Below are 20,318 nucleotides of genomic sequence, written 5' to 3'. Positions count from 1 at the left end.
TTCAACTTAGTTTGCCATGCTCTTGCTACGCAACGTTTTGTTTACTTTTCCCGCCTGACTCTCGTCGTTTGGGAGTGCAAAGGTACGAACTCTTTTTTAATTCGCAATACCTTACCTAAAAACACTTTTTGTACATATCGCCCTTCCCTCTTATTATCAGCAACTTATAAAATCTACCTCAACTAAAGATGCAACAAGTTCTTCTTATTATCCTATTTAAAACTTATCACCTGAGTATTTATAGCTATTACACAACTTGGAAAGTTGTGCTACTATATTATTTAATGATAGATATTTCAAACAAATTAGATTTGTCAGGGTTTTTCATTTGTAGATTCTACTATATAAGAACTTAGCTAATATTATTCATCACGGAATCAATTCCGTGTCTAAGAGAACAAAGGAATATTTTTTTTAGATTCAAACTGAACAAGTTCGGTTTTGAAAGCATTCAGAAACTTTACTTTCTATTCATGTAATAATGTAGTTTCAAGTCTTTATACATATATAGTATAGCTATGAATAAGTGTTTACTATTTATTAGTAATGAATTCGATTGGTTTGAGTTATATTCTGTAAGTTTGGCTATTGTAGCTGTGTTGTTTCCTTATATATATAATATAGTATTGTATGACAAGCCAGTAGGTAGAGATTGGCTTAGGTATGTTTCACAAAATGTTTAATGTTTTTTATGAAGAAGGTTATTGTTATTGGTGCGGGCTTTGCTGGTTTATCGGCTGCTACCAAATTGGCCGATGAAGGCTGCGACGTTACGATTATTGAAAAAAACTCAATGGCTGGTGGAAGGGCAAGGGTATTTGACGAAAAAGGCTTTGTGTTTGATATGGGGCCGAGTTGGTATTGGATGCCTGATATTTTTGAACGCTACTTTGCTGAGTTTGATAAGAAACCTTCTGACTATTATAATTTGGTGAGACTTGACCCTTCATATAAGGTTATATTTAATAAGGAAGAAGAAATATCGCTGCCTGCAAATATGCAGAAACTCGAAGAACTTTTTGAGAGTATCGAAATTGGGAGTGCAGCGAGGCTACGTGATTTTTTGGAAGAATCGAAATATAAATATGATGTAGGTATTGGGGAGTTTGTTTGGAAACCAAGTATTTCGATAACTGAGTTTTTTGATATTCGTTTGGCATCTAAGGCTATTAGTCTTGATTTGTTTGCTTCGTTTGGGAAACATATTCGTAAGTTTTTTAAGAATGAGCGTTTGCTTCAGTTGATGGAGTTTCCGATTTTGTTTTTGGGAGCTACTCCACAGAATACTCCTGCACTATATAGTTTAATGAATTATGCTGAGATTGCTCTCGGCACTTGGTATCCGATGGGTGGAATGCACGAAATTATTAAGGGTATGGTTTCGCTGGCGAAAGAAAAGGGTGTGAAGTTTCAGTTGAATGAACCCGTAACTAAAATAGTTGTAGAAGGAAAGCAAGCGAAAAGAGTTATTACAGAAAAAGGTGAGTATGAAGTTGATGTGGTGATTGGTGGAGCGGATTATCATCATATTGAAAACAATCTGTTGACAGATAAAACTCGTAATTATGATGAGAAACACTGGGACAAACAAGTGATGGCTCCTTCTTCTCTCCTATTTTATTTAGGAGTGAATCGTAGAATTGATAAATTGACTCACCATAATTTGTTTTTTGATGAAGATTTCAACGTACACGCCGACGAGATTTATACGAATCCAAAATGGCCATCAAAACCTTTATTTTATGCGTCGGCTCCTTCAAAGACCGATGATAGTGTAGCTCCTGAGGGTTCGGAAAATTTATTCATCTTGATTCCGATTGCTCCTGACTTGGAAGATAACGAAACGATTAGAGAGAAGTATTACCATATAGTAATGGATAGATTGGAGGCTTATGTAGGTCACGATATTAGAAATCATGTTGTTTATAAGCGAAGTTTTGCGGTAAATGATTTCAAGAATGATTATAATTCATATAAAGGTAATGCATACGGATTAGCAAATACTCTGATGCAGACGGCATTTTTGAAACCGAGTCTGAAAAATAAAAAGGTAAACAACCTTTATTATACTGGGCAGTTGACTGTGCCTGGGCCTGGGGTTCCGCCTTCATTAATTTCGGGTTTGGTGGTTGCAAAGCAAGTAATGAAAGAAAATCTTTAGTGTTGAATGAAAATTATATTAATAAACTGTAAACACTTTTAGGGTTTGTTAGTTTATAAGTGTATATTGATTCGTAAAAGTATTTTACAATGATTTTTATCATATTTTATAGTTAAATGTAAAATATTTTCTGAATCTACTAAATCTATTTCCCTAACAGTTTGAACAAAGAAATATCATGTTGGATTTGTATGAAAAAACAACTTTTGGTTGTAGTAAAGTTATTACAGAGCTTTACAGTACATCCTTTACGTTAGGTATTAAGACACTTGACAAGAAATTCCATGAGCCAATCTTTGGTATCTATGGATTTGTGCGATACGCTGATGAAATTGTAGATACATTTCACGGCTTCGATAAAAAAACTTTGCTCGACCGCTATAAGGCCGAGACTCATCTTGCCATTGAGGAAGGCATCAGTTTGAATCCTGTTTTACATTCGTTTCAGAAAGTTGTTAGACAATATAATATTGAGCAAGATTTGATTGAGGCTTTTCTGCACAGCATGGAAATGGACTTATATAATATTGCTTACGATGCCGATGGCTACAATGAATATATCTATGGTTCTGCTGAAGTGGTGGGTTTGATGTGTTTGAGAGTATTTTGTGAAGGCAACGAAGCATTGTATGATAAGTTGAAAGCCGATGCTCGTAGCTTAGGGGCTGCTTTTCAGAAAGTAAACTTCCTGCGAGATTTAAAAAGCGATTTTAGTGAGCGTGGCCGTGTGTATTTCCCTGGGGTTGACTTTGAGAATTTTGATATTTCGGCAAAAGCTCTGATTGAAGATGATATTCAACAAGATTTTGATAATGCTTACCGAGGAATTATGGGGCTGCCAGAAGGAGCAAGAAAGGGTGTATATTTAGCATACGTTTATTATTTAAAACTTTTTGGAAGAATCAAGCAAACAGCAGCGAATCGAATTCAGCACGAACGCATCAGAGTTCCAGATAGAATTAAATTTGCGTTATTGGCAAAAACGTTGGTTCAGAGCCGTTTAAATGTACTTTAAAAAGAGTAAATAAGTCGCAATTCGACCTTCATCATAATTACAAGGCTATTGGGAAACCAGTAGCCTTTTTTCTTTGGGATAATTATATTTTTCACTACTTTTGCTGACTTATTCTGTGCCGAAAAAATTGGCATAATTTTCGTGAATAGGTATAGAAGAAGTCCACGGTCAATAGTCGATAAGTCCACAGTAAGAGTTCATAATAAGAAAGTTATATAGCTGTTTGCTAATTAGTCGATTATAATTTTCAAGTTATTTAAATTTAGGCATAAATAGAAAAACCGATAAAACCCATGAAATTTGTTATTTCATCATCTACATTACTAAAACACCTTTCGACAATCAATGGTGTGATTGCCAGTAATCCGATTGTTCCGATTCTCGAAAACTTTTTGTTTCAATTAGATAAAAGCAATTTGACCGTTACGGCATCTGATATGCAGACGGTTATGATTACAGAATTTGAAGTAGAATCTCGTGATAGTGGTTCGTTTGCTGTACCAGCACGTTTATTACTCGATACCTTACGCAGCTTGCCTGAGCAACCTGTACAGATAAATATTGACGAAGAAACTTTTGGGACAGAATTAGTAACGGCCAACGGGCGTTATAAATTGGCAGGAGAGAATCCGATGGATTTTCCGAGAGTTCCGCAGGTAAATCGTACGTTCAGCATCGAAATGGACTCTGATACGCTTGCTTCGGCCATTGCAAATACGATTTTTGCGACGAGTACCGATGATTTACGCCCTGCTATGACTGGGGTTTTCGTACAAGTTTCTGAAAGCTCAACTACATTTGTAGCTACTGATGGTCACCGTTTGATTCGCTACCGCCGTGAAGATGTAACTTCGCCAAACAGCACTACGATGATTTTGCCTCGTAAAGCCTTGAATTTATTAAAATCATCGCTTCCAGCTGAAATGATGCCAGTGAAAGCTGAGTTTAGTAACTCAAATGCGTTCTTTAGTTTTGGGCATATCAAGATGATTTGCCGATTGATTGATGAACGTTTCCCTGATTACGAAAACGTGATTCCACAAAACAATCCGAATAAACTACGCATCGAACGCACCGAGTTATTGAGTACTTTGAAACGTATCTCAATTTACTCGAATAAAACTACGCATCAGATTCGTTTGAAGATTTCGCAAAATGAATTAGTTATTTCGGCGGAAGATTTAGATTACTCGAATGAGGCAACTGAAAAACTTTCGTGTGAATACGATGGCGAAGATATGGAAATTGGTTTCAATGCGAAGTTTTTGATTGAAATGTTGAATAACTTGAGCGTGAAGAATATTTCGTTAGAGATGTCGCAGCCAAATCGTGCTGGTTTGATTATTCCTGTTGAAAAAACTGAGAATGAAGATACGCTTATGCTTGTTATGCCTGTGATGTTGAATACGTATGCGTAAAAATAATTCTGAATGAATAGTTTTTAAGCTATCAATTATATCTCAACAAAAATGCCTGTCTCTTTCAGAAACAGGCATTTTTTGTCAGATTCTACGAACCTCTTATTTCGTTATACTTGCTCCGAGGTATTCACGGTTTAAGCGAGCGATATTCTCCAATGAAATTTCTTTCGGACATTCTGCTGCACAAGCACCAGTGTTTGTACAACTACCAAAACCTTCGGTATCCATCTGAGCAACCATATTTAATGCACGGTCTTGACGCTCAGCTTGTCCTTGTGGAAGGAGAGCCAATTGAGAAACTTTTGCCGAAACAAAAAGCATAGCTGAAGCATTTTTACAAGCCGCTACACAAGCACCACAACCGATACAAGCAGCCGCTGAGAATGCTTTATCTGCTTCATTTTTCGGAACCGGCAATGAGTTACCATCTTGAGCGTTACCTGTATTTACCGAAACAAAACCACCCGATGCAATGATGCGGTCGAAAGCAGAACGGTCAACAACTAAGTCTTTGATAACTGGGAATGCAGTAGCTCTCCAAGGCTCAACTACGATAGTATCCCCATCTTTGAAGCTACGCATGTGTAGCTGACAAGTTGTTACGCCTTGCAATGGGCCATGTGGACGGCCATTAATATACATGCTACACATACCACAAATGCCCTCACGGCAGTCATGGTCGAAAGCGATTGGTTCTTTGCCTTCAGAAACGAGCTGTTCGTTTAAAACATCAAACATTTCTAAGAAAGACATATCTTCTGAAACGCCTTTCACTTCATAAGTTTCGAGATTCCCAGTAGTTTTACTGTTTTTTTGTCTCCAAACTTTGAGATTTATTGTCATATTACCATGCGACATATTCTTATCGGAGTTTTATAAAGCCCCCCTTTAGGGGCTGGGGGTTATTTATAATTTCTTTGTGCAATCTTGATGTTTTCGTAAACTAATGGTTCTTTGTTTAATTCCCATTGAGATTCACCTTTAAATTCCCAAGCCGAAACAAACATGAAGTTTTCGTCATCACGTAGGGCTTCGCCACCATCTTCTTGGTATTCTTCACGGAAGTGACCTCCGCAAGACTCATTACGAGTAAGGGCATCTAAACACATCAATTCGCCGAGTTCGATGAAGTCGGCAACACGGCCAGCTTTATCAAGTTCTGGGTTGAAACCATCGGCATCGCCCATTACTCTTACATCTGACCAGAATTCTTTTTTCAATGCCTGAATTTCAGCAATGGCTTCTTTCAAACCTTTTTCGTTACGAGCCATTCCGCATTTTTCCCACATAATCTTACCCAAACGCTTGTGTAAAGATTCTGGAGATTGTGTTCCTTTTATGCTCAATAACTTATTGATTCTATCTTTCACATTTTTCTCTGCTTCAACAAAAGCAGGGTGGTCAGTTGGAATCGACTTGGTTTTGATTTCGCCAGAAAGGTATGCCCCGATTGTATAAGGAATAACAAAATATCCGTCAGAAAGACCTTGCATCAAAGCAGAAGCTCCAAGGCGGTTTGCACCGTGGTCAGAGAAGTTTGCCTCTCCCAAGGCATAAAGTCCTGGAATTGTGGTCATTAAGTTATAATCTACCCACAAGCCACCCATTGTGTAGTGAACCGCTGGATAAATACGCATTGGCACTTCGTAAGGGTCTTCGCCAGTAATTTGTTTGTACATATCAAACAAGTTACCGTATTCTTCCTTCACTACTTCTTTACCCAATGCCACGAGCTGGTCGATAGTTGGGTTTTCGATACCCAATTTCGAAGCCTCAGCACGACCATATTTATTGATAAGATTTGACCTAAAGTCTAAGTAAACCGCTTGTTTGGTTGCACCCACACCATAGCCAGCATCGCAACGCTCCTTAGCAGCACGAGAAGCAATATCACGAGGAACGAGGTTACCAAATGCAGGGTAACGTCTTTCCAAATAATAATCACGCTCGTCCTCTGGAATATCATTGGCGGCTCTTGGGTCGTCTTTTTTCTTCGGAACCCAAATACGACCATCGTTACGCAATGACTCTGACATCAAAGTAAGTTTCGATTGGTGGTCTCCTGATACAGGAATACAAGTTGGGTGAATTTGCGTGAAACATGGGTTTCCGAAATATGCACCTTGACGGTGAGCTTTCCAGATTGCCGTTACGTTCGAGCCCATTGCATTGGTTGAAAGATAGAATACGTTTCCGTATCCACCCGTACAAAGCAATACTGCGTGTCCGAAATGGCGTTCTATTTCGCCAGTTACTAAATTTCTTGCAATAATACCACGTGCTTTGCCATCAATCATTACAACTTCAAGCATTTCGTGGCGTGAATACATTTTCACATTACCTAAACCTACCTGACGCTCAAGTGCCGAATAAGCACCTAAGAGTAATTGTTGACCAGTTTGTCCAGCAGCGTAGAAAGTACGTTTTACTTGTGTACCACCGAATGAACGGTTTTTCAACATACCGCCGTAATCACGAGCAAAAGGCACGCCTTGAGCCACACATTGGTCGATGATACTCGCTGAGTTTTCGGCCAAACGATGAACGTTCGACTCTCTCGCACGGTAGTCACCACCTTTGATGGTATCATAAAACAAACGGTAAGTAGAGTCACCATCGTTTTGATAATTTTTAGCGGCATTGATACCTCCTTGTGCAGCAATTGAGTGAGCACGACGAGGAGAATCTTGAAAACAAAATGCTTTAACAGCATAGCCCATTTCGGCCAAAGTAGCAGCGGCTGATGCACCTGCCAAACCTGTTCCAACAACGATAATTTCGAGGCTACGTTTATTGGCAGGATTAACTAATGGTACAGTCGAACGATATTTTGTCCATTTTTCTGAAAGTGGTCCTTCAGGTGTCTTGGAGATTAATTTATCTGACATTTTATTTCTATCAATTAGTTCTGTTATAATCAATTACAATTTACTATTGCAAAAAGAAGTAGATTGGCATTGCAGCAAATCCGAGTGGAATTGCAATAGCAAAAATCCAAGTACCGATAAACTTCACAAGTGGTGTGTATTTAGGGTGATTCCAGCCCAAAGTTTGGAAGGCACTTTGGAATCCGTGATACAAGTGGTATCCTACGGCAATCATGCCTAAGATGTAAAAAATTACCAATAACGGACTTTTAAATGAAATACCTACTTGCTCGTACAAATCTTTTACTACGTAAGTGCGAGTACCTGCTGCTTCATTAACCATCTCAACCATTTTCACTTCTTGGGTGTAGGTTTCAGGCATTTTTTGAGTTACGACTTCTCCTGTGGTTACATTTTCTGTATATTGTACATACGGAAGCGGTTCATTATGGAATTTGTACCAAAAATCTCCCATGTGAACAACGATGTACACCAACAAGATTGTACCAAGAATTGCCATGTTGCGGCTTGAGAACGTTGATGAGTTTTTTACGACTGCATAACGAACAGGACGTGCTTGACGGTTTTGAAATTCGAGGTAAAGTCCCCAAAAAGCATGGAACAATATCAAAGCATAGTTTACATAAGAAACAACTTTAATCACTGGAAAAGTGGTCATGAAAACAGCATACTTATTGAAGGCATAACCGCCATCATCTTTGAAAAGTTGCAGGTTTCCGATGAGGTGTACTAATAGAAAAGTACAAAGAAACAGCCCTGTAAGTGACATAAGGACTTTCTTTCCAATTGAACTTGTTAACGTTTTTGTGAGCCAAGACATAGCCTTATCTGATAATTTTAATGGACAATTGACGAATTTTACATTCCTTTGAAAAGTACAATTACTTTCAACGCCCAAAAGTAAGCCACAAATAGATTAGAATCAATAAAACTTTTCACTTTTTTGATAATTTATTATCGTTATAAAATTCCAACATTTTGTTTTGTAAAATTGTTTTCAAAAAAACTATTCATTATTAACACAAGGATTCCGTATTTTTCGTTTATGTTTATGTAAATCCTATATCAATTGTCTATGAAAGCATTGAAATTTATACTTTTATCGTTTATCATTGGTCTTTTTGCAATTTCTAATGCAAGGGCAACCCATATTCGAGCAGGAGAGATTACTGCAAAAAGAATCTCAACAACAAGTCTTACCTATCGAGTTACACTAACAACATATACTGACCAAATCAATGGCGTAACTGCCAATGAAGGGCAAAACACGGTAAATTTCTATTTTGGAGTAACAGGTGTGCCACTTTATACAGTAAAACGTAAGAAAAAAACGCTTATTAATGCCTCCACAATGTGTAATGTCTATGATACGACTTTCACATTTCCCGCACCAAGGCTCTATACAATTACTTGTGCGATCACAAACCGCAATGCAAATACTGTAAATTTACCTGGCAGGACCGACGAAATTAGTTTTTTTGTCGAAACAAGCATATTTGTGAATGGTTCTTTGGGACTAAATAACACCCCCGTATTATTAAATATTCCAATTGATACGGCTGGGGTTGGCAAGAAGTTTATTCACAACCCTGGTGCATTTGATGCCGATGGAGATAGTTTGGCTTATCGTCTGACCACCCCAAAGCGAGATTTTGGTGAAGGCTCAGGATTAGGCGAATTTATTACTGGCTACCGAGACCCTGCCACACTTGGCACAAACTTGCTCTCTGAAGATGGATCAGGGCCATCCAGTTTTAAAATAGACCCCCTCACAGGTGATTTGATATGGGATGCTCCTGGAAAATGGACAACCCCACAATACCAAATAAATGTAGCTTTTATTATAGAAGAATGGCGAAAGGGGGCAAATGGGCAATATCTGAAAATCGGAGAAATTACACGAGATATGCAGATTATCGTCGTAGAAACACCCAATAAACGGCCAATTCTGAATGTACCCAATCAAATTTGTGTAGAAGCTGGGCAAAAAGTAGAATTTAAAGTAACAGCTACTGACGGAGACAATAATAATGTGAGAATTACGACTAATAGTGGTGTGTATAACCGTGATGCAGCGGGTGTAACTGCCTCGTTTGTAGCACCTTTAGCAGCCAATTTTATTCCTTTTAATCTGATTCAACGAAGCCCAGCCGAAGGAAATTTTACTTGGGAAACTAACTGTAAACACGTCCGAGGGCAAGCCTATGATGTTTTATTTAAGGTGGAAGACTTTCCTGGAAGATTTGCCGTGCAATTAACTGATACTAAAACAATAAAAATCAAAGTGATACCACCTCGTCCGAGAGGGTTAACAGCCCAAAACACTGAACGTGGTGTAGAACTTCGCTGGCAACGATACCCCGACTGTAGCATTACAAATGCTGAAATGATTGTTTATCGTAAAGAAGGCTGTTCAAATTATATCCCTGCTCAATGCGAAGTTGGTCTTCCGGCATCGCTTGGTTTTGTGGAAGTTGCTCGAATTTCAGTAAAAGATACTTTCTTTCTTGATACCAAAACTCAAAACGGCAAAGTTTACAGTTATAGTCTTGTGGCAAGTTTAGCAGCTTCTGATTTTGTTTCGATTCCGAGCGTACCTTCAAACGAAGCTTGTGTTGGCAGTGAATTGCCACAAAGAGCTCCAGTAATGACTAATGTAAGCATTGAAAGTACAGATGCTACTACTGGCAGAATCAACGTAAAATGGACTCGTCCATTAGGTTTTGATTCGACAGAATACAAAGGGCCGTATCAATACAAATTATATCGTGCTACGGGAATCAATGGCGGAACATTCCAACTTGTGACGAGTATCCCAACGAAAGTTAACAGAGCAGCCGATACCATTTTTGTTGATGGTGGGTTGAATACACTCCAAAATGGATATACTTATAAAGTGGCATTTTTGTATGAAAACGATAAGGTTTTGGCTGAAAGTCAGATAGCAAGTAGCGTAAGACTAACCGCAAACTCAGATGCACAAAGAGTAAGATTAACTTGGCAAGCCAACGTGCCGTGGAGCAACGATAACCGCCGTCACCGTATTTACAGAGAATCTCGTACCAGCCCCGGTACTTTTAATATTATTGCCGAGGTATCAGTTGGAGCGGTTAATACTTATACTTACGTTGATGATGGTGTAGATAGATTTGCTGGTGATGGAACGAGTACGATTCAAATGAAAGTTGATACTTCGTATTGTTATAAAGTTGAAACGGTTGGAGCATATATACGTTTACCGCAATTTGGTTTGCTCAATAATTTATCGCAAGTGGCTTGTGGCACTCCGATTGATAATACGCCACCTTGTCCACCAGTTTTCAGTTCGGAAGAAATTAACTGTCAAACACTCGACCGAAAAGCCATTTGTGAAGCAAGTAATATCACCAACAAGTTTAGCTGGCGAACTCCGCCAAGTGCTGGAAGTGTTGTTTGTAGAGTCGATATTCTGAAATACAATATTTATTATGCTCGATATGCCGATGAACAACCCAAACTTTTGACAACTGTTCCTGCTACCGAAACTTCATTTACGCACATAAAAACATTGCAAGAAGGCTTTGCGGGCTGCTATTACATCACGGCGGTAAATCGTTTAAATATTGAAAGTGCCCCAAGTAATATTATTTGTAAAGATAACTGTCCAATTGTAGAGCTACCAAATGTACTAACACCAAATGGCGATGGCAAGAATGACACTTTCACGCCAATGACCTGCTCGGCATTTATCAAAACTATAAGTATCGAGATTTATAACCGATATGGTGTAAAAGTTTATGAATCGAATGGAGAAACACTTAGTTGGGACGGTAAAACAAGCAATGGCACCGAACTACCTTCGGGAACGTACTATTATGTATCGCAGGTGGTTATTCAGCGTTTAGACAAAACTGATGAAATACCAACAACAATCAAAGGTTGGATAGAATTAATCAAATAAACACCTGACTATCAGCCAAGAAAAGCAATTTGATTAGAAGATAATAAGTATTTTCAGCATTAAATGTACTATCTTTGCCCCCCGATTATTGGTATAGTTTTTGAGTACCAAATCAAAAAACGCCGATTTTGGGTCTAATGAAAACCTTATTAAATTTACAAATGAATATTTTACGTAGTTTTTTTGGCGGTATCAGCCAATTCATAGGAACATTTATTGCTTCGTTTAAGAAGCCAATGGCTACTTCTATCAACTCTATCAGAGGGTTTATAATTTCTCTTTTGGTTGGTTTATTTGTGGCAATTGTGGCAGTAGGTGTACAACCTTTTGGACTTTCAGAATTTACAAATGATGCAAAAACACTTTATTTAATTGGTTTTGGGATTGTCGCTTTTGTTGGAATGTTGGTGGCGAAATTTGTTCTCCCAAGCATTCTATCCAATTTTTATAATGACCAACAATGGACAGTAGGCCGCCAAATTGTGCATCTTTCAGCTACAATTTTGATAGTAGGTACATTAATTATGCTTTACAGCAACTATTTCAATATCACAGCTTTGACTTTTGTTGATATTCTCAAAACAGTTGCCGTTTGTATTTTACCGATTGCCATAACTACTTTTATTCAACAAAAATTATTTCACAATAAGTTTTCTACAACTGCCGAAAACATTAATAGTAGCTTAGAATCAATCAATCCGCCAGCCAGCAAACAATTGTTTCCTGTAATGGTTTTTGGTGAAAGTGGTCAAAAATTGAGTTTGATTCCAAACCAATTGATTTATGCTGAAACCTCGAAAGATTCGACCGATTTCTATTGGCAAAGTCTAATGGGCGTTGAAAAAACAACCGTTCAAACGCCATTGGCACAAGTTGAAAAAGAATTATCGGCACACCCACAATTTGTGCGTTTGCACCGCAATTTCGTAATCAATATGCGTGGTATTCATAAAGTAGAAGGTAATGCTCGTGGGTATCGTTTACGTATTGCACGCACGAAGCACGAGATTCCTGTTTCGTGGAAATTCCACAAAAAATTGGAGCAAATTGGACAGTGAAAAGAATTGACGAATGAATCGAATTACGATTTACGAGTAAATGTTCTACTCTTTATACAGAAAAAGCCGCAGTTTGAATCAAACTGCGGCTTTTTCTATGTATTTTCTACGAACAACCAGTAATAGATAACCTATTACGAGTATTTCGGAAATTGGTCATAATCTGGTTTGCGTTTTTCTAAGAAAGCATCACGACCTTCACGGGCTTCTTCTGTCATATAACCAAGGCGAGTGGCTTCTCCTGCAAAAATTTGTTGCCCCACTAAACCATCATCAATCATATTAAAGGCATATTTTAGCATTCTGATTGCCATCGGACTCTTCTCCAAAATCTCTTGAGCCCATTGATAAGCCGTTTCTTCTAATTCATCGTGCGGTACAACGGCATTGACCATTCCCATATCGAATGCTTCTTGTGCCGAATAATTACGTCCCAAAAAGAAAATCTCTCTTGCACGCTTCTGCCCTACTTGGCGAGCCAAATATGCCGAACCATAACCCGCATCATAACTGGCTACATTTGCATCAGTTTGCTTGAAAATAGCGTGTTCTTTGCTCGCAAGCGTCAAATCACAAACCACATGAAGGCTATGTCCACCACCAACAGCCCAACCTGGCACAACAGCAATTACGGGCTTTGTCATGAAGCGAATCTGACGCTGAACTTCCAAGATATTCAAACGCCCTACTCCTCTTTCGTCTTTGTAGCCGTCTTTGCCTCTGGCACGTTGGTCGCCACCGCTACAAAATGCCCAAACGCCATCTTTTGGTGCGGGGCCTTCGGCCGAAAGTAATACTACTCCAATCGAAGCATCGTTTCGAGCATCTTCGAAAGCATCAATGAGTTCAAAAACTGTTTTCGGACGAAAAGCATTGCGTACTTCTGGGCGATTAAAGGCAATTCTTGCCACGCCATTACGCTTTTTATAAGTTAAATCTTTGTATTCTTTGGCAGTTTGCCATTCTGAACTTAGCATATTTTTAATTAATGTAGAATTTATAGTGAAAAATTAAAATGGCTAAAAATTTCTGTGGACAGTCGACTATCGACCGTGGACTATATTTGATTACTCCATAATCATCTGAGCTACCTCACGGCCTGTTTGCATGGCGGCATTGAGCGATGGATATGCCAGATAATCACCACAACGATAGAGATTATCACCAAGTTTTGAGTTTTGGCGTTCGCTACCTGCACGGTATTGCACCAAAGATTCAGGAATATGATACGTTTTCAGGTGCTTCCAAACATTGACCGATGCCCCAAACCAATCGAATAGCTCTCGTTTGATTCTGTTCGTTAGGTTTCTTTCATCTAATTTTTCTAAACCTTGTGTGCTTACCGAAATCAAAGATTTTCCCGCATTCCCGTAATGAGCAGAAATATCGCTTGGCACACACACATTATGCACTGCTCCTCGACGATTCGGGTTAAGTGCAATAAACTTTTGTCCTTTCAATGGCGAAGACTCGGCCGAAAAATACGTACAAGTAGTTATATTATAAGTGCGTTCGTTGGTTTCGCCCAAGAGTTTATCGCTTGTTTTTGGGTCAGTTGCTACCACAATTCGGTCGGCGGTGATTACTTCTCCCCCATCCAAAAAGATTTGATTTCCTTCAAAACCTTTCACACGAGCATTTCTACGGATAGCATTTCTTGGTAGCATTTCGGCAATTTGTTCGGGAATCGCCTGCATACCATCGGCTGGAATGGCTGCGTCACCTTTGAAGAATTGTTTGAACGTAAACTGAAAGAAATTGCTTGACGTTACTAAATCGTTTTCAAGAAAAACTCCTCCATAAAATGGCTTGAAGAAATTAGTAATCATTTTCTCGCTCCAGCCGTAGTTTCTCAGAAAAGTAAGTGTATCGGTTGCTTCCATCTTGAAAAACTCATCGTCGGGAATTTCGGCCAATTCATTAGCAAATTTTCTGATTTTTAGTTTATCACTCAACGAACCGACCGATGAAAATGCCATTGTCAGATACGCCATTTTATTACGAAAAGGATTTTCCATTTTCATGAAACCCTTTTCGGCTTTTATCATTGCTCCCGAACCAAAATATTTTAGGTCGAGGTTATTATAATTGAGTATTTTCTTGGCTTCTGGATAATTTGTCAATAAAATCTGAAACCCTCGGTCGAGCAGAAAACCATCTACTTTATCGGTGCGAACTCGTCCGCCCAACGCATCAGAGCCTTCTAAAAGCATAAAACTATATCCCTTTTCGTTAAGATACTTTGCACAAGTAAGTCCCGAAATACCACCACCAATGATTACTGTTGAAAAGTCATTCATAAACTTTTATTGAAGGTTTGACGTTTTTAAATTAAAAGTTTTGAAAATTCGATTTAAAAGCCCTATTTTGTCTTTAATAAGCACAAATATACCAAGCTTTGCGGTACAATTAATGAATTTTTAATAATTCATCCTAATATCAGGGCTTTGCAATATTTAATCTTTTAGTACAACATAAATAAACAGCAATCAGTTTTTTTTATTTATCGAATGAATTACGAAGTAAAACAAGAAGGCGAGTTCAAGTACATTGACGAAGGTCAAGGCGATACATTATTGATTCTACACGGACTTTTCGGAGCATTGAGCAATTTTGATGATGTAATCGAAGGTTTTAAGCACCGTTGTAGAATTGTTATTCCTGTAATGCCCATCTACGATATGCCGATGCGTGAAGCAAGTTTGGAAGGTTTGCAGGCATTTATTGAGCGTTTTGTAGCTTACAAACAACTCGACGATATTATCATTTTAGGAAACTCACTTGGCGGACACGTAGGTTTACTTTACACGTTGGCTCATCAAGAAAGCATCAAAGCTTTAATTTTAACAGGAAGTTCTGGCTTGTTTGAGAATACGATGGGCGGTTCGTTCCCAAAGCGTGGAAGCTATGAATACATCAAAGAAAGAGTAGCTTATACTTTCTACGACCCAAATACGGCTACGAAAGAATTGATTGACGAATGCTTTGAGATTACATCGAGTATTCCAAAATGTATGAATATCGTACAGATTGCAAAATCTGCCCAACGACACAACATGTCGAAAGATATTCAAAACATTCATGTGCAAACCTGCTTAATTTGGGGTTTGAATGATACCATTACGCCTCCACACGTAGGTTTTGAGTTTAATCGCCTTATTAAAAATTCGGAATTATATTTCATTGATAAATGCTGCCACGCTCCGATGATGGAACGCCCTGCTGAATTTAATGTCTATCTCGAAAACTTTCTTGATAAAATTCAAACAGAAGTGGTTGCGTAATGTTTAACTATTAAACCTTTTGACATTCATTCTCAATGACGATTGCTGAAATTATTAACCACGATTTACCAATCTTAAAGCCCTCTGACACAGTTGGGAATGCTTTAAGTTGGATGGAAGAAAACCGCATCGGGCAATTAGTTGTTGTTGATGCAGGAAAATATGCAGGTATCGTCAGTGAAGATATTCTGATGGACTATGATGAAGATATGCAGCTCTCCGATGTGATGTTGCAGTTTTCGGAAATAACTTTATCTGATTATCAGCATATTTATGAGTCACTGGGATTGATTTCAAAGTATCATTTACAGGTGATTGGTATCATTGATGAGGAAGAAAACTTTGTTGGAATCATCACCGCATCGGAAGTTTACACCAAATTTGGAGAACTGCTCGGCAGCCAAGAACCTGGAGCAGTTTTAGTTATTTCTATCAAAAACCGAGATTATTCATTGTCCGAAATCAGCCGTTTAGTAGAGTCTGATAATGCTAAAATTTTAAGTAGTTATTTTACGGGAAATACTTATTTGAGCAACGATTCTGCAAGTTTAACGCTGAAAATCAATCGAGAAAGTATCACATCAATCGTGGCTACGCTCGAACGCTTCGGTTATACCGTTGAAGCCAGCTACGCCCACGAGCCAATCGAGAGCATCGAGCAGGAACGCTATAATATGCTCATGAAATATTTAAGTGTATAAAACAAAAGCCGTAAAATTGAAGTTTTACGGCTTTTGTTTTTAATGTGCATTCTTCTTTAAAGTTCTGATTATTAGCAATAAACTTATCAAACTCAATATTGCTGCTGCCATAAATGGAGCTCCAGGGAAATAAACACCTGCCCCTTTCTCAGTAAATTTATAAAAAAGTGAAGTCATCAAGATTGGCCCAATGATGGCCGCTACACTATTCAAACTTGTTAGTGAACCTTGCAACTCTCCTTGTTCATTGGCTGGCACTTGCGTTGAGATAATCCCCTGCATGGCAGGCCCAGCCAAACCACCTAATGAAAACGGAACCATAATAGCATACATCATCCAGCTTTGATTGGCAAATGAATAAGCAACCGAACAAATAATTGTAAACATAAAACCTATATAAATAGCATTTTTTGTACCCAGTTTTGGAATTGCTATTCGGGTTAGTCCACCTTGAACCAAAGCAATCATCACTCCGATAAATGTCAACGACCAACCAATTTCTTTATTCGTCCAATCGAATCTTTCTTTTACGAAATACGACCACGTACCTTGCGTAGAAAAATTGGCAATATAAACCAAAAACAAAGCCGACACCAAACCAATCAACATTGGGAAACGGCGAAGATTTATCAAGGCTCCAACTGGATTTGCTCTTTTCCAGTCAAATTTACGTCTATTTTCGGGTTTCAATGATTCGGGCAAAATAAAGAAACCATATAGCCAGTTAATTAAAGTCAGCACTCCAGACACCACAAATGGTACTCGTGTTCCGAAATCACTTGCCAAACCACCGATAATCGGTCCAACAATAAAACCTAAACCAAAAGCGGCACCAATCATACCAAAGTTTTGAGCTCTTTTTTCAGGCGTACTGATATCTGCCATGTAGGCAGCAGCAGTTGTAAAACTTGCACCCATGATTCCTGCTATCAGACGCCCTACGAAAAGCCAACCGATAGTTGGGGCAAAAATTAGTAGTAAATAATCAAGTCCAAATCCAAAAAGCGATGCTAAAAGAACGGGTCTTCTGCCAAATTGGTCGCTCAAACCACCTACAATTGGCGAGCAGATAAATTGCATCACTGAGTAAGCCGCAAACAAAAAACCACCATAGCGAGCCGCACCACTCACATCAGTATGAGCTAATTCTGAAATCAACGACGGCATAACGGGTATAATAATCCCGAATCCGATTGCATCCAGAAGCATTGTAATAAATATAAATATCGTAGCAGCGTTACGTTTTTCGGACATTTTTTTATTTTTATTAGTTCAGTTTAAATTTCTTTCTCTTCTTCAATAGTCTCTACAACTTTTTTCTTACGACGGCTAAAGAATACTATTCCAGCTCCCCAAAGTAAAACAGAGAAAATCGAAACATACGTTCCTTCTTTTACATACGGAGGCTCAAAAGTCAATTCTACTTTATGATTTCCTTTCTCTAACAAAATCCCCATGAGTCCAGCATCAACTTTTTCAATGGTTGTTTCTTTTCCATCTACCAGAGCCGACCAACCTTTATCATGCGGAATGGCTAAAAATAGCACTTTTGAAGCATCTATATCAATATTTCCTTTGATAAGGTTTGGCTTAAACTCAGTAATTTGGAGAGTATCTCGCTTCAGCTGGCTTACCCAACTTTGCAATGCTTCTATCGTAACGCCTTGCTCAGGAATATTAGCCGACGTAGATTCTTTAAAACCTTTCAATTTGGTCTGCAAATTCTTATCAACCGATACAGCCTGCAATAGCATTGCTTGTCGGCTTGTAGAATCAAGTTTTTCAAATTTTTCCTCTGAAATAAAACTATCAAATGTTACACCCAGCGGAAGTGCATCTTTTAGCCTTAGCACTTTTACATTTCCCAATAAGGCCACTGAATCCATATTCATTCTTGTGTAGTCGGCAAAAGTATTGGGAGCATTTGCCAAGTAATATTTCACGCCACATAAACGCTGCAATAAAGGCGAACCAAATAAGCCTGCAATCCATCGTGAAGAAGTTTCATCATTCGGATTCAGCAGTTTTACGCTTTTCATAAAACGTACATAATTCAACTGATTGAATGATTGATAGGTTCGACTACTATAATAACCTTGCACTTTTGCATCGTTCAAACTTGCGTGAATGGAAGTCCCAGAGGCATATTCTTTTTCTATTCGGTAAAATGGAGATGGGTCAATCTTTTTCAAATATGCCACCGCATCGACTGTATTATCATTATAACCAGCACCAGCCTCATTCATTTCTTGTTTGGTAGCTCTATTACGTTTATTGATAGTCGTATTATTTGAGAAAAAAGCCATTTCACCCATACAAATAAGCAGCAATAAACCTAAACCAACACTTTGTAAGGCTCGTTTTGAAATCAAAAATAACACTCCTGCATAAAGTACTATCAATAAGGCAGCTGTCTTTTGTAATGATTTATTCAAATTCTCTTCCGGAGCAAATCCAAAAAGAATAATAAATAAAACCACTACTGTTACCAATAGAGCAATAAGACCAATTCGGTGTTGCTCAAGTATTTGTTGAATAGCTTTCAGATTCAAATACAACAAGGCAAATAGCGTAAATAACCCTAAAGTACGGTAATAATCGCCCGTGAAAAGCCAAAACGTATATCGGAAATAAGGAAAGAGCATCACCCAAAAACACAATCCCAGCAAAACTCCATATATGATTCTGGTCTTACGATTACCGAAATAAAAAACCTGTGGAGCAGCCACTAAACTCAATAGCCCACAATAAAACATTGGAGCTTCCATATAATTATTCCAACCTCTGAAAGTTTCAGCATTACCAATCATATTTGTCGAAAACAATCGCATAAAATGTGTACTTCGCTGCACCGAATCAGCAAGAGCCAAAACTGGCTGTGTTATAAGTTTATTGGTATAAGCAAACTCTCCACTCCCTCTCGGACTTTCAATCATTTGGAACAAATTACTACCAAACATAAATGCCCCTATTCCAACGCCCAAAACCGAAATAATTCCAATCGCAGCTAAGCCAATAAACCATTTACCAAAATTCCATTGTTGGTTTTCGACAAAACGAAGCGTATAATAAATGATAATTAGTAAAGTATAAAGGTATAAATAGAAAGGTAAATGCACCGTAATCATGGCGATTGGCAACGGAATAAAATACCAGTTTTTTTCGCTGATAAATTTTTCTAATGCAAATAATAGAAAAGCAGCATAAACAACTTCTGTTCCGAAAACTGACATTTGCCAAGTTGTACCTAAAACCATATATCCACTGAAAGCATAGAGTAAAGCCCCCAAAACCGCCAAAAAACTTTCTACTTTTCGAGTACGTAGAAATAAATAGAATAACATTCCCGCCAAAAGTAATTCGAGCAAGAATACATAAATAAGATTATTAGCAATACTTTGTTTTCCGCCTAAAACCAACAAAAAAGTAAAAGGGTCGAACCAGTAAGGGTGCATATTTTGCCCCAGACCCTGCTCAAAACTCCAACTTGGTGAACCGTATTTTTCCCAGTGGTCAGCCAAATTATAAAGCTTCGGGTAATCGAAATTATAAGAGTCACTACCTATATCTTTAAATAGAAAGACATTTTTGCCAAACAAAAAATCATTATAAAGAAATGAAGCTATCAGCAATATCAACAATGATAGGATATAAATCCCGTACCGTTGAAAGAAACTCAATAAAACTTGTTCAGTTGATTGCTTGAAATTAGCATCCTCATTTGTGAGGTTTGTTGAAGCCAAAGGCACAGAAGGGTTGGGAGTATTGGTCGAAATTTTACTCTTTTTCTTACTCATTGAATTAGAATATTAGGGATTATATGCAAGTTAGTCACAACTTTTCAAAACTC

14 protein-coding genes are annotated in these 20,318 nt (G+C 38.2%); 7 read left to right on the top strand and 7 right to left on the bottom strand.

Annotation, left to right across the window (positions count from 1 at the left end; genetic code table 11):
* Positions 1–691 precede the first annotated feature (691 nt).
* The 3 genes from crtID (at position 692) to dnaN (ending at position 4,594) form a co-directional block, all read left to right on the top strand.
* Positions 692–2,161: a bifunctional phytoene desaturase/3,4-desaturase gene (crtID, locus tag ABR854_RS19225; protein WP_350267466.1), complete on the top strand. Its 1,470-nt coding sequence runs from the start codon at positions 692–694 to the stop codon at positions 2,159–2,161.
* Between the two features lie 178 nt (positions 2,162–2,339).
* Positions 2,340–3,176, top strand: a complete 837-nt coding sequence (locus tag ABR854_RS19220) for a phytoene/squalene synthase family protein (RefSeq protein WP_350267465.1) — start codon at positions 2,340–2,342, stop codon at positions 3,174–3,176.
* Positions 3,177–3,469: 293 nt separating this feature from the next.
* Positions 3,470–4,594: a DNA polymerase III subunit beta gene (gene dnaN, locus ABR854_RS19215; protein WP_350267464.1), complete on the top strand. Its 1,125-nt coding sequence runs from the start codon at positions 3,470–3,472 to the stop codon at positions 4,592–4,594.
* 102 nt (positions 4,595–4,696) lie between these two features.
* On the opposite strand, the gene ABR854_RS19210 is transcribed toward dnaN, so the two are convergent.
* Genes ABR854_RS19210 through ABR854_RS19200 form a run of 3 tightly spaced genes read right to left on the bottom strand, consistent with a single transcriptional unit; the run spans position 4,697 to position 8,305 of the window.
* Positions 4,697–5,440, bottom strand: coding sequence for a succinate dehydrogenase/fumarate reductase iron-sulfur subunit (locus tag ABR854_RS19210; protein WP_350267470.1), 744 nt, complete (start codon positions 5,438–5,440; stop codon positions 4,697–4,699).
* 59 nt (positions 5,441–5,499) lie between these two features.
* Complete coding sequence (locus ABR854_RS19205) at positions 5,500–7,485, bottom strand: fumarate reductase/succinate dehydrogenase flavoprotein subunit (protein WP_350267463.1); 1,986 nt, start codon at positions 7,483–7,485, stop codon at positions 5,500–5,502.
* 43 nt (positions 7,486–7,528) lie between these two features.
* A complete protein-coding gene (locus tag ABR854_RS19200; protein WP_350267462.1) occupies positions 7,529–8,305 on the bottom strand; it encodes a succinate dehydrogenase cytochrome b subunit in 777 nt (258 codons plus the stop codon).
* 255 nt (positions 8,306–8,560) lie between these two features.
* Here ABR854_RS19200 and ABR854_RS19195 point away from each other — a divergent pair, with 255 nt between their 5' ends.
* Both ABR854_RS19195 and ABR854_RS19190 read left to right on the top strand, forming a co-directional pair.
* Positions 8,561–11,425 carry a T9SS type B sorting domain-containing protein gene (locus tag ABR854_RS19195; protein ID WP_350267461.1) on the top strand — a complete coding sequence of 955 codons (2,865 nt, stop codon included), beginning with the start codon at positions 8,561–8,563 and terminating at the stop codon, positions 11,423–11,425.
* 161 nt (positions 11,426–11,586) lie between these two features.
* Positions 11,587–12,483: a LytTR family transcriptional regulator DNA-binding domain-containing protein gene (locus ABR854_RS19190; protein WP_350267460.1), complete on the top strand. Its 897-nt coding sequence runs from the start codon at positions 11,587–11,589 to the stop codon at positions 12,481–12,483.
* 134 nt (positions 12,484–12,617) lie between these two features.
* Here the strand turns inward: ABR854_RS19190 and ABR854_RS19185 are convergent, their stop codons facing one another.
* The gene (locus tag ABR854_RS19185; protein ID WP_350267459.1) at positions 12,618–13,460 is read right to left on the bottom strand and encodes a 1,4-dihydroxy-2-naphthoyl-CoA synthase; all 843 of its coding nucleotides are present in this window, start codon (positions 13,458–13,460) and stop codon (positions 12,618–12,620) included.
* A 90-nt stretch (positions 13,461–13,550) separates the two neighbouring features.
* Complete coding sequence (locus ABR854_RS19180; protein WP_350267458.1) at positions 13,551–14,783, bottom strand: NAD(P)/FAD-dependent oxidoreductase; 1,233 nt, start codon at positions 14,781–14,783, stop codon at positions 13,551–13,553.
* Between the two features lie 210 nt (positions 14,784–14,993).
* Between ABR854_RS19180 and ABR854_RS19175 the strand changes: the two genes are divergently transcribed.
* Together ABR854_RS19175 and ABR854_RS19170 are read left to right on the top strand one after the other, a co-directional pair.
* A complete protein-coding gene (locus tag ABR854_RS19175; RefSeq protein WP_350267457.1) occupies positions 14,994–15,767 on the top strand; it encodes an alpha/beta fold hydrolase in 774 nt (257 codons plus the stop codon).
* Positions 15,768–15,802: 35 nt separating this feature from the next.
* A complete protein-coding gene (locus ABR854_RS19170; protein ID WP_350267456.1) occupies positions 15,803–16,468 on the top strand; it encodes a CBS domain-containing protein in 666 nt (221 codons plus the stop codon).
* 39 nt (positions 16,469–16,507) lie between these two features.
* Here ABR854_RS19170 and ABR854_RS19165 read toward each other — a convergent pair whose 3' ends face one another.
* Positions 16,508–17,722 carry a TCR/Tet family MFS transporter gene (locus ABR854_RS19165; RefSeq protein WP_350267455.1) on the bottom strand — a complete coding sequence of 405 codons (1,215 nt, stop codon included), beginning with the start codon at positions 17,720–17,722 and terminating at the stop codon, positions 16,508–16,510.
* Positions 17,723–17,745: 23 nt separating this feature from the next.
* On the bottom strand, positions 17,746–20,265 hold the full coding sequence (locus ABR854_RS19160; protein ID WP_350267454.1) for a YfhO family protein: 2,520 nt from the start codon (positions 20,263–20,265) through the stop codon (positions 17,746–17,748).
* Positions 20,266–20,318 lie beyond the last annotated feature (53 nt).

The sequence above is a fragment of the Emticicia sp. W12TSBA100-4 genome, assembly GCF_040253585.1.
Lineage (GTDB): Bacteria > Bacteroidota > Bacteroidia > Cytophagales > Spirosomataceae > Emticicia.
Note: the sequence above shows the minus strand (reverse complement) of the source record. Positions and strands in the feature narration are given on the sequence as shown.